This window comes from Catenovulum agarivorans DS-2 (assembly GCF_000568405.1).
GTDB lineage: Bacteria > Pseudomonadota > Gammaproteobacteria > Enterobacterales > Alteromonadaceae > Catenovulum > Catenovulum agarivorans_A.
The window spans coordinates 59749-75303 of record NZ_ARZY01000005.1; the positions used below are offsets into that span (position 1 = coordinate 59749).

Annotated in this window: 17 protein-coding genes and 1 riboswitch; of the genes, 2 read left to right on the forward strand and 15 right to left on the reverse strand. The window is 40.6% G+C overall.

The window, feature by feature from the left end; all coding sequences use genetic code 11:
• Positions 1-35: 35 nt before the first annotated feature.
• The 11 genes from DS2_RS04130 to queE all read right to left on the reverse strand — a co-directional run bounded on the left by DS2_RS04130 (position 36) and on the right by queE (position 10022).
• Positions 36-926 (reverse strand): cobalamin-binding protein, encoded by an 891-nt coding sequence (locus DS2_RS04130; protein WP_035013382.1) that lies wholly within the window; start codon positions 924-926, stop codon positions 36-38.
• A complete protein-coding gene (gene cobO, locus DS2_RS04135) occupies positions 926-1531 on the reverse strand; it encodes a cob(I)yrinic acid a,c-diamide adenosyltransferase (RefSeq protein WP_035013383.1) in 606 nt (201 codons plus the stop codon). Before cobO ends, DS2_RS04130 begins: the two co-directional genes overlap by 1 nt.
• Before the next feature lie 8 nt (positions 1532-1539).
• Positions 1540-3012 (reverse strand): cobyric acid synthase, encoded by a 1473-nt coding sequence (locus DS2_RS04140; protein WP_035013384.1) that lies wholly within the window; start codon positions 3010-3012, stop codon positions 1540-1542.
• Positions 3013-3657 (reverse strand): histidine phosphatase family protein, encoded by a 645-nt coding sequence (locus tag DS2_RS04145; protein ID WP_035013385.1) that lies wholly within the window; start codon positions 3655-3657, stop codon positions 3013-3015.
• 10 nt (positions 3658-3667) lie between these two features.
• Positions 3668-4210 carry a bifunctional adenosylcobinamide kinase/adenosylcobinamide-phosphate guanylyltransferase gene (gene cobU / locus DS2_RS04150; protein WP_035013386.1) on the reverse strand — a complete coding sequence of 181 codons (543 nt, stop codon included), beginning with the start codon at positions 4208-4210 and terminating at the stop codon, positions 3668-3670.
• Positions 4203-4997, reverse strand: coding sequence for an adenosylcobinamide-GDP ribazoletransferase (locus DS2_RS04155; protein ID WP_035013387.1), 795 nt, complete (start codon positions 4995-4997; stop codon positions 4203-4205). The genes cobU and DS2_RS04155 overlap by 8 nt, the downstream gene beginning before the upstream one ends.
• Positions 4990-6084 (reverse strand): nicotinate-nucleotide--dimethylbenzimidazole phosphoribosyltransferase, encoded by a 1095-nt coding sequence (cobT, locus tag DS2_RS04160; protein ID WP_035013388.1) that lies wholly within the window; start codon positions 6082-6084, stop codon positions 4990-4992. The genes DS2_RS04155 and cobT overlap by 8 nt, the downstream gene beginning before the upstream one ends.
• A gap of 2 nt (positions 6085-6086) precedes the next feature.
• The gene (locus DS2_RS04165) at positions 6087-7091 is read right to left on the reverse strand and encodes a FecCD family ABC transporter permease (RefSeq protein ID WP_051479611.1); all 1005 of its coding nucleotides are present in this window, start codon (positions 7089-7091) and stop codon (positions 6087-6089) included.
• Positions 7084-7887 (reverse strand): ABC transporter ATP-binding protein, encoded by an 804-nt coding sequence (locus DS2_RS04170; RefSeq protein ID WP_035013389.1) that lies wholly within the window; start codon positions 7885-7887, stop codon positions 7084-7086. Before DS2_RS04170 ends, DS2_RS04165 begins: the two co-directional genes overlap by 8 nt.
• A 264-nt stretch (positions 7888-8151) precedes the next feature.
• Positions 8152-8237, reverse strand: a riboswitch (cobalamin riboswitch).
• A gap of 86 nt (positions 8238-8323) precedes the next feature.
• Complete coding sequence (locus DS2_RS04175; RefSeq protein WP_035013390.1) at positions 8324-9229, reverse strand: PhzF family phenazine biosynthesis protein; 906 nt, start codon at positions 9227-9229, stop codon at positions 8324-8326.
• A 127-nt stretch (positions 9230-9356) separates the two neighbouring features.
• Complete coding sequence (gene queE, locus DS2_RS04180) at positions 9357-10022, reverse strand: 7-carboxy-7-deazaguanine synthase QueE (RefSeq protein ID WP_035013391.1); 666 nt, start codon at positions 10020-10022, stop codon at positions 9357-9359.
• Positions 10023-10112: 90 nt separating this feature from the next.
• Between queE and queC the strand changes: the two genes are divergently transcribed.
• Complete coding sequence (gene queC / locus DS2_RS04185) at positions 10113-10772, forward strand: 7-cyano-7-deazaguanine synthase QueC (RefSeq protein ID WP_035013392.1); 660 nt, start codon at positions 10113-10115, stop codon at positions 10770-10772.
• Here queC and DS2_RS04190 read toward each other — a convergent pair.
• Both DS2_RS04190 and DS2_RS04195 read right to left on the reverse strand, forming a co-directional pair.
• Positions 10769-11407 carry a GNAT family N-acetyltransferase gene (locus DS2_RS04190; protein WP_235188539.1) on the reverse strand — a complete coding sequence of 213 codons (639 nt, stop codon included), beginning with the start codon at positions 11405-11407 and terminating at the stop codon, positions 10769-10771. The two genes, queC and DS2_RS04190, sit on opposite strands and share 4 nt — an antisense overlap.
• A gap of 42 nt (positions 11408-11449) precedes the next feature.
• Entirely contained in the window at positions 11450-12595 is a 1146-nt protein-coding gene (locus DS2_RS04195; RefSeq protein WP_035013394.1) for a hypothetical protein, read from the reverse strand.
• A gap of 136 nt (positions 12596-12731) precedes the next feature.
• Between DS2_RS04195 and gshB the strand changes: the two genes are divergently transcribed.
• Complete coding sequence (gshB, locus tag DS2_RS04200) at positions 12732-13682, forward strand: glutathione synthase (RefSeq protein WP_035013395.1); 951 nt, start codon at positions 12732-12734, stop codon at positions 13680-13682.
• 77 nt (positions 13683-13759) lie between these two features.
• Here gshB and DS2_RS04205 read toward each other — a convergent pair whose 3' ends face one another.
• Positions 13760-14233, reverse strand: coding sequence for a DUF1456 family protein (locus DS2_RS04205; protein WP_035013396.1), 474 nt, complete (start codon positions 14231-14233; stop codon positions 13760-13762).
• A complete protein-coding gene (locus DS2_RS04210) occupies positions 14233-15486 on the reverse strand; it encodes a DEAD/DEAH box helicase (RefSeq protein ID WP_035013397.1) in 1254 nt (417 codons plus the stop codon). The genes DS2_RS04205 and DS2_RS04210 overlap by 1 nt, the downstream gene beginning before the upstream one ends.
• Positions 15487-15555 lie beyond the last annotated feature (69 nt).

The window sequence follows — 15555 nt, forward strand, 5'->3', positions numbered from 1 at the left end:
TTCAACTATAAAGTAAGGCTTCTAGATTTAATTGGTTACTCGGGCTGATTTGCATAAAACTGCCTTGCAAGGTCAATTTTATCGCATAACACTTTCATTTCTTCCACTACGCGTGGCGTCATTCTGTGTAATTTATCACTGTTGACTAGATAGATTTGATTGTTTTTCACAGCTGAAATGCTCGTAAACTTTTGCCAGTAGTCAATCTGCCCGTTTGGTTCAGTTGATGATGTTGGAATGACGATGACATCAGGGTTGGCAACCAGTACATTTTCAACACTGACATGCGGATAATCGCCAACTAAATCTACAAAAGGGTTTTGCGCATTGCACACCTCTAGTATCTTCTGCGGCCAAGCATGATTGGCGATTGTTGTTAGTGGTGCCGACCATAATTGATAGAAAACTTTTATTGGCTTTTTACCCAAATTTTGTTGCTTTACCACTTGGAGTTTGTGTAGATAATCGTCGGCAACTTGCCGTGCCTTTAATTTGTTCTTGGTTAAATCACCAAACTTTAGCAACTCTTGCGCAACCCCAACCAACGAACTAGGTTTTGAGTAAATTATCGGTATGCCGAGTTTTTCAATCCTAACGAGGTCTTCTGGTGGATTGCCACTTGCCCATGCGACAATATAATCTGGTTTGAGTTGTAATATCTTTTCTATCTGCAGCACGGCATAATTGCCAATGCGTGGAACTGTTTTCGCGGCTTCAGGGTAATCTGAATGTTCAGTTGTCCCTATAACTTGCTCACCAGCCCCCACTGCAAATAGGTTCTCAATAATATGTGGCGCTAGCGCAATTACGTTAGGTTTGTTATCAGCCAGTTCAGGTGTTGCAAATACATTTGAGGTGCTGGCTAAAGTTAACATTAAGCCAGTTACTAACCCCTTAGTCGACTGACCGATATTTGCCCACGACATTACCAATCGACCCCTTTCTGCGCCTTAACACCAGCTTCAAATGCATGTTTTACCGATTGTACTTCACTTACCGTGTCAGCGATTTCTAATAGTTTTTTATGCGCCCCGCGACCGGTTACAACAACATGCTGGTTAATTGGTCGATTAACAATTGCATCCAATACTTCATCTAAATCTAGGTAATCATAGCTAAGCATGTAAGTGAGTTCGTCTAGTAATACTAAGTCGATGCTTTCATCTTGAAGTAATTTTTTTGCGCCTTGCCAAACTCTCTCTGCAGCGTCGATATCTGCTTGGCGATTTTGCGTTTCCCATGTAAAGCCTGTCGCCATAACATGGAATTGACATCCATGTTGTTCTAACAAGTTACGTTCACCGCAAGCCCAAGTGCCTTTAATAAATTGCACGACTGCCGCGGTTAAGCCATGGCCGATGGCACGCGCCACTGTACCAAATCCAGAAGTCGATTTACCTTTGCCATTACCCGTTACCACAATAACGATACCGCGTTCTTCCGCTGCGGCGTTGATCTTTGCATCTACTTTTTCTTTTAACCGCTGCATTCTTGCCTGATGGCGTTCGTTTTTACGTTCTAAATCTGTCATTTTACTGCCTAAGAAATGTTTATATATTTGAATAATTTATTAAGATCTAAATGTTGCTCGCACGCGTCTGCAAGTTTATCTATCGCTTGTTGCTGTAAACTTTGATAATCAACTTGCTGAGACAACGCTATGCCACACCATTTAGCTAAAGCGGGGATAACCGCAGGGGTGTCAAAAATCCCATGTAAATAACAGCCAGCGACTTGGTCATCAGCATTGATAAAACCACTGTCTGCACCATTTGTGGTTAGTAGCCTTCTACCTACTTTAGTGTTGGTAACGGTGGAGATGCCGCAATGAATTTCATAACCTGTTAGCTCAACACACTCATCGCTAAAGTGTAACTGAGCTTGAGTATGTTTAAGTGCTTTGTTGTCTGTTAGCTCGGTACTGATTGGCAAATAACCTAAACCTTGTGATTCACCTGCTACATCTTCAATACCGTTAGGATCGTTTATCGCAATGCCGAGCATTTGATAACCACCACAAATGCCAAACACCTTACCGCCATAACGTAAATGTTTTGCAATTGATTTATCCCAGCCTACTTTTTGCATATGGGCTAAATCTGCCCGGACATTTTTACTACCAGGCAAGATAATAAGATCAACATTTGGAATAGTTTGCTCAGGGCCTACGTAAATTAGCTCAACACTTGGGTGCAACCGCAGGATATCAAAGTCTGTGTGATTACTAATACGTGGAAATACTGGAACAGCAACTTTAAACTTTACCTCATCGAGCACTTGCTCTGTGGTTATTGCATCTTCAGCGGCAATTTCTAAGCCTTGGATATAAGGTAACACACCAATAACAGGTTTGTTGGTTTTATGCTCCAACCAAGTTAGACCTGATTCAAGTAATTTTATATCACCACGAAACTTATTAATGATAAAGCCTTTTACTCGATTGCGTTCAGATTCAGATAACAATTCTAGCGTGCCAACTAACTGCGCGAATACGCCACCTTTGTCGATATCGGCGACCAAAATAACCGGACAATCTGCCGCTTCGGCAAAGCCCATGTTAGCTATGTCGCCTTCGCGTAAATTAATTTCAGCTGGGGAGCCTGCGCCTTCAACTATAATTGCTTGATATTTTTGTTTGAGCCGCTGATGTGATTCTAATACCGCATCCATCGCAACTTTTTTATAATCGTGATATTGCTGCGCCTGCATTTGCGATATAGCTTTGCCGTGAATTATAACTTGTGCGCCAGTATCTGAACTTGGCTTCAATAAAATTGGGTTAAAGTCGACGTCTAACTCAACACCTGCAGCCAAAGCCTGAACCGCTTGCGCTCGGCCGATTTCACCACCATCAGGCGTGACTGCACTATTAAGCGCCATATTTTGTGGTTTAAATGGAGCGGTTTTGATCCGTCGGCGCTTTAATATTCGGCAAATAGCCGCAACAATTGTACTTTTACCCGCATCGGAAGCCGTTCCTTGAATCATCAAGGTTTTGTTGGGTTTATCCATTTATTTGGTTGGCGCACAATTTGGTTTACAACCAATTGTTTTGACAATGGGCATCGCTTTCGAGTAAGCCGCTAATTCAACTTTTGTAAAACTGGCATAGTCGACTTTTAATTGACTAAACCACAATGCATTGCGCCAATCGATATCTAACATAATCGCCAGCATCATCTTAATCACACCTGCATGACACACCAGCAAATAATGTTGGCCTTGATTGTGCTCAGCCAATTCTCTCCATAAACTTTTAACTCTAATACCGAATTGTTTAAGCGTTTCACCTTGTGGTGGCGTGTTGCGGTATGGGTTTTCCCAAAAAGCTTCTAGCTTAGACCAGTGTGCGCGTAAGCGGTCAAATGGAATACCATCCCAACGGCCAAAATCCATTTCTGATAAACGTGAATCTAAAATAATTTCTTTACCTGAAGTTTCAGCGTACTCTTCAGCAAACATGGCACAACGCAATAGTGGTGAAGAAACAATGCGATCGATTGGCTCACATTTGTCAATATAATCGACACTTGCCTGCATATCTGCTAACCCTTGTTCAGACAAGGTTACATTTGAATGTCCGTACAAAGCTGGGCGTCCTGCCACAGCCCCATGCCGTAATAAAGTAAATTTCGCAGCGGTTTTATTGTCAGTCATATAATACTCCTTAATCGCTTTGCGAGTTTAATGCTGGATTAGCATAGTTAAACATTGGCAAACCTGCCGCCATAAAAGTGACTTTATGCGCTATTTGTGCCAATGTTTGATTTAAGCGCCCCGCCTCATCAACAAATTCTCGGCATATTGCCGTTGCGGGTACCACCCCTAATCCAACTTCATTTGCCACTACTATAATATCAACTTTGAGTGACTGTATGGTTGCAGCTAGTTGTGCAAATTCCATTGGCCAATTAGGCTGCTGTTGCTCAAACATTATGTTGTTAATCCATAAAGTTAAACAATCTAATAAAATAACATCGGCTTGTTGTTCTGCTTGTTTAATAGCACCCACAAGGTTAACCGGTGCTTCAAGCAACAACCAATTTTCTGGTCGTCGCGCTTGATGATGTTGAATACGTGAATCCATTTCGCTATCAAAACGAGTTGCGGTGGCAATATAACAGACCTGCCGGTATTGAGATGCCAACTGCTCAGCAAATTTAGACTTTCCCGAACGAGCGCCGCCAATTACAAAATGAAATTTAGCCAATGATACCACCAAAAATCGCTAACTGATTGTGAACAAATGTAACACAGACTAAATAAATTAAGATTTCAGAAATCTGTTGAGCACCACCTAAGGTGTCACCTGTAAACCCGCCAATTTGTTTTATCAGGAATACACGATAAACCAACAAAAACAGTAATATGCTAACTGAGAGCGCAATCAGCAACTGCCAAGTTAAAATTAAGCACACAGGTAAAACGCAGGCTAAATTTATCAGTTGTTCACGGCTTGTTTGATTTTCAGCCAATGGTTTAGATTTACTTTGTTGTTCTGAAACGTAAGGCACTAAGGTCAGTAGCTGCGCCGCTGTAGCACGCGACAATGCATAGGTTATTGGAATTAACCAGACTAGCAATTCATTTAGATGTTGCCATAACATTAGCTTAGCAAATAGAGCCAGCATTAAAGCAGACGAGCCATAAGTGCCCAGACGACTATCTTTCATTATACGCAGTTTATCGGCTTTGCTAAAACCACCACCAAAACCGTCAGCCATATCAGCTAATCCGTCTTCATGAAATACCCCTGTTAACAACAAGCTGATTACCAATAAACACCATACCGCAACATCAGTTGGAAATATTTGCGATAAACCGACAAAACATACGGCTAATATGCCACCGATAAACCAGCCAACCAAACAGAAATATCGGTTGCTTTTGTTTAAATTCTGCTGGCTATACTCTACCCAACTTGTCACAGGTAGGCGGGTAAAAAAGCTCAACGCCAATAAAAATAAATTAAGTTGCGTGCACAAGCTCCTATACAACTTTAGTCACCTCAGCATCGGCAAAACTCGCCATACAATTATAAAATTGAGCGGCGCTACGAATCAGCGGTACAGACAAAGCCGCACCAGTACCTTCGCCCAAACGCATATTAATATCCAACAAAGGCTTAGCACTCAGCTCAGCTAACAATAACTTATGGCCATATTCTTCACTTTTATGCGCAAAAACCATGTAGTCACGACAATTAGGGTTAATCCGACAAGCAAGTAGAGCGGCAGCACTCGAAATAAAGCCATCTACAACAACAATCTTGCTGGCTTGGGCACACGCTAACATAGCCCCTGCTATTTGACCGATTTCAAATCCACCAACCTCAGCTAAACACTCAATAGGATTCGGCTGCTTGTGTTGATACGCTTTATGAACACGCTCAATGCTCTGTTTAATTAACTTTAGTTTTAATCGATACTGCTCATCACTGATACCTGTTCCATGGCCTACGGTTAATTCAGCAGCTTGTGAAGTTAACAAACTGGTTAAAGCTGATGCGCTAGAAGTGTTGCCTATGCCCATTTCACCAAAACCAATCACAGAATATTGATTAAAATAAGCTTTGATTAATTCAGCACCTTGATTGATACAAGCTTGTGCATGCTCAATTGTCATTGCACTGGTTTGCGAAAAATCGTTTGTACCGGCTGCAATGCGCGATTCGATATAGCTGCCGTTTTGTAAATAAGCCGATTTTTTTGGATGTTGCAGTGGCGTTAAAACACCTGTATCCACCACATGTAATTGCACTTGATTCGCTGCGCAAAAACAATTGATTGCTGCGCCTCCATTTAAAAAATTAGCCACCATTTGTTGTGTAACTTCACTCGGCGCAATACTAATACCTTGGGCGGCAATCCCATGATCACCAGCAAATACGAATACTGCGGCGCTTGTTACATCAAGCGGTTGTTCGATATCCTGTTGTTGCTGAATTAAAGCAATTTGAAATGCTAAGTCTTCCAGCTGACCTAATGCACCCAAAGGTTTGGTTTTACCATCAATTTTAGCTTTAACTTGTTCGATAAATTCTGGCGTGTTCAATTGCGCCAAACTATTGATATTAAACTGCATGGTTAAACCTTTTTATGCATTAGAGTTAAAAAGAATAAACTACCGATAATAGATGTTATGACACCTATTGGTATCTCTTGCCCATCGACCGCGGTGCGCGCGAGTACATCAACCCACAGCATAAAAATAGCGCCAATGAATGCACTACCACAGACTAAAATTAAACTGGTTGAAGCAAATAGGCGCCGGACAATATGTGGGATCATCAAACCAACAAAACCAATACCGCCGCAATAAGCAACTATAGTTGCAGTAATCGCCGCACAGACCATTAATAAGATTACCCGCACCAAAGTTACGTTGATACCCAAAGTAGCTGCGCTTTCGTCACCTAATAAAATTGCATCCAGCTGCCGATGAAACAGCATTACTAAGCCTAAGCCTGTCAGCAATACTGGCACTATCCAATATAAATGGGCCATTTCCACTCGCGCCAGCGACCCCATCAACCAAAACATCACACGATTAGCTGCAAACGGGTCGCCCATATACAAAATAAATTGACTTAAAGCACTAAGCATAAAAGATACAGCGACACCTGCTAATAACAAAGACTCTATTTTGCGGCTATGTTTACCAACAACAGCAACCGCCATAACAATAAAAATGGCTAAAATGGCCCCTAAAAAAGCAGCTATAGGTAAATAGACGGCGCTAGCTTGCTCGAATACAACCGTCACGATGGTTGCGCCTAACCCTGCCCCAGAGACAACGCCGAACAAATATGGCTCAGCCAATGGATTCCGAGTGGTATTTTGTAATACAGCCCCCGCGACTGCTAAACCCGCACCACAAAGTGCACCGACAATAACCCGGGGCAAACGAATTTGCCAAATAAGCGTTTCTGTTAAAGAGTCAGCACAGGTGGCAAATACACAGGCATAAACATCACCAACGGTTAGCTCTGCAGCCCCCATAGACAAAACAGCAAAAAAACTAATCACTAACACGACAGCCGCTACAACAAATTTAAGCCAAACTTTGGGGTTAGCATGGTAACTATTCATAAGTGTGTGTCTGCAACTGTTGCTGTTGTGGCCAGTGGTAAAACATGTGCACACTGTTGTCTAATGGATTTACACCTTTATGTACGGGTAAATTGAAAATGTTGCTGATTGATGCTTCATCAAGAATATCACCAGGTTTTCCACATTTGACCAGTTTACCTTGATGCATAACCAGTAAGTTATCACTGTATTGAGCGGCCAAATTCAAATCATGCACTGTCATTAGCACAGTTATGCCAAGCCCAGTTAACAGCGACAATATTTGATGTTGAAAGTGAACATCTAAATGATTAGTTGGCTCGTCTAAAATAAGTAAACGTGGTTTCTGAGCTAAAGCTTTGCCAATTAATACCCTTTGCTGCTCACCACCTGACAGTTGATCAAAAAATTTATCTAATAATGCTGACAAGTTTAATTGTTGAATGATGTTATCGATATGCAGCATTTGATTTTTGCTACTGAAACCAAACCATTTGAGATGGGGCAATAGACCTAACTTAATTAAATCTATAACTTTTAGATGGCAGACAGCGTCATGCTGCTGGGTAACTACCGCTATTTTTTGTGCTATTTGTTGGCGATTCAATAAAGATAAACAAACTTGATCTAACTTAATTTGTCCAGTTTGATTGGCAAGGCCTAAATAAATACTGCGCAGCAAAGAAGTTTTCCCAGCGCCATTTGGGCCGACTACTGCTGTTACACTATTGGCGATTAACTCAAAGCTGATGTCAGTGAGTATCTGCTGTTGCTCAGTTGACCAACTTAAATTAGAAACTTGTAGACTTGCTGCCATTAAATTTGCTGCTCATATCGAGTTTAACGCAAACCTTAGTGCATAATTTTCGCAAACCGCTGTAAATACACTTTCGATAAATCATTGCTCTAAGGTTCGCACAAGCATGGGTGTTGCATGCTAGATAATTTAGCTAAGGTGTTTACACACCAAACACAATGGAAAAACAAGCTAGCAGCAATTAGCAAAGCCACGCAAAAAACAGCATGGAAGAAGACAGGTAAATTAGCCACTTTCGTGTTTTCCCGCACGAAACTTACAAATTGGTATCTGACTTATGCTTGCTGAAACGACTTAACAAACAATATACAGTTGCGGGTACAGTTGCAGATTCTCACTGCATTCCCAATAGCGGCGCATTGTAACAGTAAACAAGCGAAATTCAATTTATATACCAAAACAGCCAATCATGTGATTGGCTGTAGGTTGTGGATGACTAGATTAACAATTGTCCTTCTGTCGCCAATACGGCACTACCTCCAATATTGACCGTTAATTCATTGTCTGTTTTGGAAACCATATCAACATGCAAAAAACTGCGACGGCCTTGATGCGCACCACGCTCAGCAACAAAATTTGACGGTAACTCAGAATAAACAGGGAATTGATTCAAATAACCTGCAAATGCAGGGATAGATGCACCAATTGGTGGATCTTCATGAATGCCAAATACTGGCCCGACCAATCGACAATGAAAATCTGAGGTTGAGAATGCACTCTTGCCACTAAACAACAAAATTGCATTAGCACAAGTAGCTGGCGCAGCTGAGCGAGCCCACGCATCATAATTAAAGCGTGCAGCTTTTAAAGATTCAAAGCTATCAACAGGCACGATTAAATATGGAATATGAGTTGCCACTAACAAAGGCGTAAAACCATTTACATTAAAGTGGTAACTTTCCAACGACAACATATCGCCTAGCTCTTCTGCGCTTGGGGTAAAGCGGTCGAATTCTAAGTTAGCGGTTGTAGTAAATTGATTAAATACAGGTTCACCCTTTTCCATAGTGACTTTACAACTAACGCAACCATGAGTTTCTTCAAGGCTAAATTGGTTTTCACCTTCTTTCAGCGATATTTCCCCGGTTTTCGCTAACGCATAAATTGCTGCAATGGTTGGATGACCACCAAATTCAAATTCGCGCTTACCATTAAAAATTCTAATTTTCTTTTGCGCTTTGTCACTCGGCAGAATGAACACTGTTCGCCACAAGTTGAACTCTGCAGCAATGCTTAACATTTGCTGTTCAGTTAGGCCTGTAGCGTCTGGTACGACCGCAATTTGCGCGCCATCAAAACGTTTTTTGGTAAACACGTCAACCGTATAAAATTTAATAGCCATAGATACTCCGTCAAATCTGTCTTTATGCTGGTTTGTTGCCACATAACCATGCACATTAGCGCTATTTTTATAATAGTCTTATTAAAAAAAATTGCTTTGAAAATTAAGACTTTTTACTCATTTTGTTTTAATCGATCATCAAGTATTTATGCATTTGCACAGATAATCGCCAATTATGTTTAATGCACTCAGCGATCGCCAACTCTGTCGCACGCTTTTTTTGGCTAATCGGTTGCAAACAAACCTCAACAAACTGATTGTGTGATATTTTTGCCAACAAAGCCTGTAAGTCTCGAATATGTTGTTCGGTTGCCACTGGATGTTTAATTTCATTCGCGCGATTAAGCGCAGACACTAACACCGAGTAACCACCTTTCATACCCACTTTTGGCGATACAGTTACATACGTGTTTTCGTGCGTATAAATTTCGAACGTACCACTGGTTTCAATTTGTGTCGTAAAACCATTTTGGTGCAAAAGTGCTGTTAATGGCCGCAAGTCGTACATACATGGCTCACCGCCTGTTATAACAATATGCTTTGCAGAATATTTTTGCAATCGGCTTAGCAGCATATTTTCATCTAAATCAGCCCAACAGTCAGAAGTATTTGATACATCCACAACATTTTCAATTGATGTTAACTTTGTTTTATCAACTTCCCAAGTATGTTTGGTATCACACCAAGAACAACCTACTGGGCAACCTTGCAAGCGTAAAAAAACAGATGGCACCCCTGTTTTAGCGCCCTCGCCCTGTATAGTTTCAAAAATTTCGTTTACCGGATAATTCATATTGGGCTTGTAACCTGCCTTTTACTGAGTACACTTATCGCCGCATTATAGGCTAAATTGGCACAAGTCTGGTAAATTTGAGAGGAAAATATGTCTGAAAAAGTTGTTGTTATCTATTCTGGTGGTATGGACTCATTTACTGTACTCAATTTGGCAATACAACAAGGCTTTGATGTATATGCACTCTCTTTTAATTATGGCCAACGCCATATAAAAGAATTAGAGTTTGCCAAGTCAGTATGCAACAAACTAAATGTCCCACACAAAATTGTCGATATTTCAGCAATTAATCAGCTATTAGCAGGCAGCTCATTAACCGATGACATTGAAATTCCTGAAGGCCACTACGAAGAAGAAAATATGAAATCAACTGTGGTACCAAACCGCAACATGATTCTATTGTCGCTCGCGGTTGGTTATGCGGTTTCGATAAAAGCCAATAAAGTATTTTATGGCGCACATGCGGGCGACCATGCCATTTACCCTGACTGCCGCCCTGAATTTGTGGAAAAAATGAAAGCGGTTTGCGCAATAGCCGACTACCAACCTATTAGCATTGAAACCCCCTTTTTAAACGACAGTAAAATAGACATTTTAGCTCAAGGGTTAAAAATGGGATTAGACTATAGCCAAACATGGACCTGTTATAACGGCCGCGAACACGCCTGTGGTAAATGTGGTGCCTGCACAGAACGTTTAGAAGCATTTAAACTGAACAATGCAGTTGATCCACTTATTTACGAGAGTTAATTAGTAGCACTATCAACATACTTAAACATTAGCTTTGCGTTAATTTCGCCAACGTTTAACTCTGTAATTGGTTGATAGTCTGCGTGTTGAAAAAAGCCGATGTAACTATCAACCGTTACGAGTACACCAGCGCCTTGGCTGTTTTTGTCTTCAGCTAACATAGTATCGATTGCATCTAACAAATAATGGCCAACGCCGTGATGTTGATGATTTGGGTGAACCGCGATAAAGGCAATTAAATGATATTGCTCTGCCGGAATGGCTTCACGTACTTTTTGTTCTTTTTCAATCATAGCTTTGGTTGAAACAACCCCAGCGGTTAACATCATTTTTAATCGCCAATGCCAAAAACGTTTTGAACCAAAGTTACTATTCGGCTCAATCAAACACGCGACGGCCAGCAAATGGTCTGCTTCGTCATAAACACCAACCATGGGTTGATTTTGTTCCCAAAAAACCAATAGCTCTTCTCTAATGGCCGCTCTTAGTTTTTGTTCGTAACCTTGCTCTTTACTATTGAAACATTCCATAAAAAACGGATCTTTATGGTATGCCTGGTACAATAAAGAACTTGCTATGTTGATGTCTTCACCTGATAGATACGCTGCATTTAACAACGGAGTTGCACTTTCCATAAGCATTTATAATTTTTTAGTTGAACACAAAATAAGCATCGCTTATTTTGCTGTTTTTTCAACCTGAATTCGCAAATTTTCTAGCAATTTATTTAAAGTGCAAAGCAACCTGTTTTGATACGCTCCAAATACCGCCAATATCGCTATCACCCATAAGGCTAATTTGCTTGAGGGTTGAACATTCATTTGATTAATTAAGTGGGCGGTTAATCGCCCTTCTATCAATTTGGCTTGCTCAACCAAATTAACAAATTGCCCAACAAGTTGCGCTTTTGCTTGAGTTAATTCCAACTGACTGACAAGTTCTACTTCTACCTGTTGGACATCAGGCAATGAATCAATATTACTTTCCAACCATCTTTTTAATGCGAGCTTGGTTGGTATATCTGCAAAGTTGTGCTGCAGTGCGCTAAAGTGCTGGTACAGGTTTGGATAATCTTTTAGCTGTTGAGTTAATTCCTGTTTTGTCTGGGCGTAAAACAGTGCCTCATACCCTTGCATGAGCCTGTCAGCTGCCACTTGAAGGTTATCTAACTTTTCTTCACCCTGTTTATAGTTGAGGGCATTAAATAACTCTGTCTGATTGGCATTGGCAGTTAGCTGTTCAAATTTCGCTTCTGATTTATAATCCTTCATTCTAGTAAGCGTTGGTTCAATTGCCTTTGAGTAATTAGCCTTAGCTGCTGACAGTTGTTGCAAACTATTTTGAGTGAATTTTTCTATAAGAGATAACTGACCAATTTGTGCGCCTAATTGTTCGCTTTGCTGGGAGATCTGTTCTGCGTCAACCAATAGCTGCGCGAAATTGCTCTGCGCCATAGGGTGCGGCAAGGTTTGTTCAATAGCTTGTTTTATTGGCTTTATGTATTGCTGTACCTGTGCAACTGACATTTGTGTTGTATTAAATTTATCAACTGGAATATCAGTTAAAACGTCTCTTAATTGCTGGCTATTGGTTAAATAGTCAGTTGTTCGATTATTATCAAACATACTAAAAACCATGGCTAACAGTGCCACACACAATATAAGCATAAATATGTGTTTGGCATCTGCCAACCAATTCAATACAGCTTGTTTGATTGGCTGCTTAACCACTGGTTTTACCGATTTTGAATCCGTGTTGCTGCTTTTCGGTTTAGCTTTTTGCTGCGGCTGGCTGACATCCAGCTCTAAATTTTCTTGTTTCATAAAAGATATCTGATTGGCTAGCGCTACAACAATTTAGCGTTAAACCATAGCAATTGGCAAATTAAACTTGAATATAAGCGGTCTAGTACCAATATCTTGGAAAAGTAACTTCCGTATTCAATTATTTGGTAAGCATATGAGTTTAAAAATTGGCATAGTGATGGATCCCATCGAAAAAATTAATATTAAAAAAGATTCAAGTTTTGCAATGTTGCTTGAAGCGCAAGCGCGTGGCCATGAAATTTATTACATGGAAATGAAAGACTTGTATTTAATGGATGGTGAAAGTTATGCCAACACACGCAAACTCAAAGTAGAACACAACCCTGATCAATGGTTTGAATTTTTATCAGAAAGTGAAACAACACCACTTGCAGACTTAGACGCCATTTTAATGCGTAAAGATCCGCCTTTTGACACTGAGTATATTTATGCAACTTATATGCTTGAGCGCGCCGAAGAAAAAGGTACTTTAATTGTAAATAAGCCACAAAGTCTGCGTGATGCTAACGAAAAATTATTTACCGCTTGGTTTAGTGATTTAACGCCAACAACTCTGGTCTCGCGTGATAAAAACCAGATAAAAGCTTTCCATGCTCAACACAAAGACATCATTTTAAAACCGCTTGATGGCATGGGTGGCGCGTCAATCTTTCGCGTAACGGAAAACGATAAGAACCTTGGGGTAATTATTGAGACCTTAACTGAACATCAAACCCGCTATGCTATGGCACAAACCTATATTCCAGAGATTACCGAGGGCGATAAACGCATTTTGGTAGTAGATGGTGAGCCTGTTGAATATTGTTTAGCGCGTATTCCAGCACAAGGTGAAACGCGTGGCAACTTAGCTGCCGGCGGTCGAGGCGAAGCAAGGCCACTCTCCGACAGTGATTGGCAAATAGCTAAAACGGTTGCGCCTAAACTAAAAGAAAAAGGCCTGATATTTGTTGGTTTAGATGTAATTGGTAACAAGTTAACTGAAATTAATGTAACCAGCCCAACTTGCATTCGTGAAATTGAAACTGCTTTTGGCATTAATATTTGTGCGCGTTTGTTTGAAGCTATAGAGAAGCGCTGCCAATAATAAACAGGCATTCATGCCAAATGGTGGCTAGCTGTTGTTAGCCACCAACATATGCCGCCAGTTTCAATTCGAGCCGATTACTTTGTGCCTTTTCCTTCAGCATATTTTAATTGCAGCCCCATCAAAAAGCGGCGTAAAACTTGGTCTTTACACTCACGGTAGTGATTGTGGGTGCTTCTGCGGAAAAACGCACTGAGTTCATGTTTACTTAAATCAAACTCGGCCAATTTTAAAATCGCCAATATATCTTCAGCTTGCAAATTAAGCGCGATTTTCAGCTTCATAAAAATAATATTGTTGTTTAAATGATCTTCTGGTTTAACCGTTGGGCCTTCGCGTTTACCGCGTTTTAAATTAATAAAGCCATTTAAAAACGTCGAAAATTCTCTGTCGCTACAGCGCACATAATAAGCATCGTCGTCCTTTTTTAACCATTGGCTAATTAACTCTGGTGCAGCTGCCGTACCTGCAGTTTCCATCATTTGTGACATTTGTGCTTCGTTTAAACTAAAGGTATAACGCAAGCGGCGTAAAATATCGTTGTTGGTCATTAAAATTTTCTCGTTTTAGATTTGTTGCCATTGCGTTTCTTTGGCATGGCGCGTTGTTTTGCTCGCCGTTTTTCAGCAGCTCGGCTATTTTTTCGCTTATTAGTATTTTTAGTTGGATCGGGTTCATAGCCTGCAAGCCATTGTGGTGCTAACCTTTGATCTAACAAAACTTCAATATCTTCTAATAGATAATTTTCATCTTCGCTGACTAAAGTAATCGCTATACCAGTATTACCTGCACGACCTGTTCGACCAATGCGATGAATATAATCCTCTGCCGCATAGGGTAACTCATAGTTAATCACATATTGTAGCTGCTGAATGTCTATCCCACGTGCCGCCACATCTGTAGCCACTAACGCCCTAACCTCACCAGATTTAAAATCAGCCAGGGCTGCGTCGCGCCGGCCTTGCGTTTTATCACCATGAATCACTTGAGTTTTAATACCATCTTTAATCATTTCTTTGGCAAGGTTATCCGCACCTTGTTTTGTACGGGTAAATATTAATACCTGCTGCCAGTTTTTAGAGCCGATTAAATATGAGGTCAGCTCACGTTTTCTGTCTTCATCTACTTGATAAACAATTTGCTCAACATTGGTTGCTGCGGTATTTCTATCATCAACTTCAATCAATTTTGCCTCAGTTAATAAGCTTTTACTTAAACTAAAAATACTTTGGTCGAAGGTGGCTGAAAACAACATGGTCTGTCGCTGTTCAGGTACATATTTTAAAATACGTTGTATATCATTAATAAAACCCATATCTAACATACGGTCAGCTTCATCAAAAACTAAAAACTCAAGCTTGGCTAAATCAACCACACCTTTAAACATTAAGTCGATTAACCGCCCAGGTGTCGCTACCAATATATCAGCGCCATCTTTTAAGCGATTAATCTGCGGCGTTAAACTTGCTCCACCATAAGCAATTTCAATTTTAAGCTGGGTGTTATCCGCGTATTGGCAAAAATTGTTGTAAACCTGCTGTGCAAGCTCCCGCGTTGGGGTTAATACTAGAGCGGCTAGTTGTTTTTTATCTGATGGGTTAGCGGGTTTTGCTATTAATTTATCTATTATTGGCAGCGCAAATGCAGCGGTTTTACCCGTGCCTGTTTGTGCACCAGCCATAATGTCTATACCTTGTAAAATCACAGGTATAGCTTGTGCTTGAATGGGTGTTGGTTGCTCATATCTTAGTTGGTTGAGCGTTTGTAAAAGTGTGGAATTTAACCCAAGGGCAGCAAAAGACATAAATCACCAGTAACATTGCAAGTAGCGGGCGATTATAGCTACAATCATTGATTGTTGCGAACCAAATTG

Coding starts and splice junctions, on each gene's coding strand:
- DS2_RS04130 (WP_035013382.1), bottom strand. CDS start 926: ATGTCGTGGGCAAATATCGGTCAGTCGACTAAGGGGTTAGTAACTGGC.
- cobO (WP_035013383.1), bottom strand. CDS start 1,531: ATGACAGATTTAGAACGTAAAAACGAACGCCATCAGGCAAGAATGCAG.
- DS2_RS04140 (WP_035013384.1), bottom strand. CDS start 3,012: ATGGATAAACCCAACAAAACCTTGATGATTCAAGGAACGGCTTCCGAT.
- DS2_RS04145 (WP_035013385.1), bottom strand. CDS start 3,657: ATGACTGACAATAAAACCGCTGCGAAATTTACTTTATTACGGCATGGG.
- cobT (WP_035013388.1), bottom strand. CDS start 6,084: ATGCAGTTTAATATCAATAGTTTGGCGCAATTGAACACGCCAGAATTT.
- DS2_RS04165 (WP_051479611.1), bottom strand. CDS start 7,091: ATGAATAGTTACCATGCTAACCCCAAAGTTTGGCTTAAATTTGTTGTA.
- DS2_RS04170 (WP_035013389.1), bottom strand. CDS start 7,887: ATGGCAGCAAGTCTACAAGTTTCTAATTTAAGTTGGTCAACTGAGCAA.
- DS2_RS04175 (WP_035013390.1), bottom strand. CDS start 9,229: ATGGCTATTAAATTTTATACGGTTGACGTGTTTACCAAAAAACGTTTT.
- queE (WP_035013391.1), bottom strand. CDS start 10,022: ATGAATTATCCGGTAAACGAAATTTTTGAAACTATACAGGGCGAGGGC.
- queC (WP_035013392.1), top strand. CDS start 10,113: ATGTCTGAAAAAGTTGTTGTTATCTATTCTGGTGGTATGGACTCATTT.
- DS2_RS04190 (WP_235188539.1), bottom strand. CDS start 11,407: ATGGAAAGTGCAACTCCGTTGTTAAATGCAGCGTATCTATCAGGTGAA.
- DS2_RS04195 (WP_035013394.1), bottom strand. CDS start 12,595: ATGAAACAAGAAAATTTAGAGCTGGATGTCAGCCAGCCGCAGCAAAAA.
- gshB (WP_035013395.1), top strand. CDS start 12,732: ATGAGTTTAAAAATTGGCATAGTGATGGATCCCATCGAAAAAATTAAT.
- DS2_RS04205 (WP_035013396.1), bottom strand. CDS start 14,233: ATGACCAACAACGATATTTTACGCCGCTTGCGTTATACCTTTAGTTTA.
- DS2_RS04210 (WP_035013397.1), bottom strand. CDS start 15,486: ATGTCTTTTGCTGCCCTTGGGTTAAATTCCACACTTTTACAAACGCTC.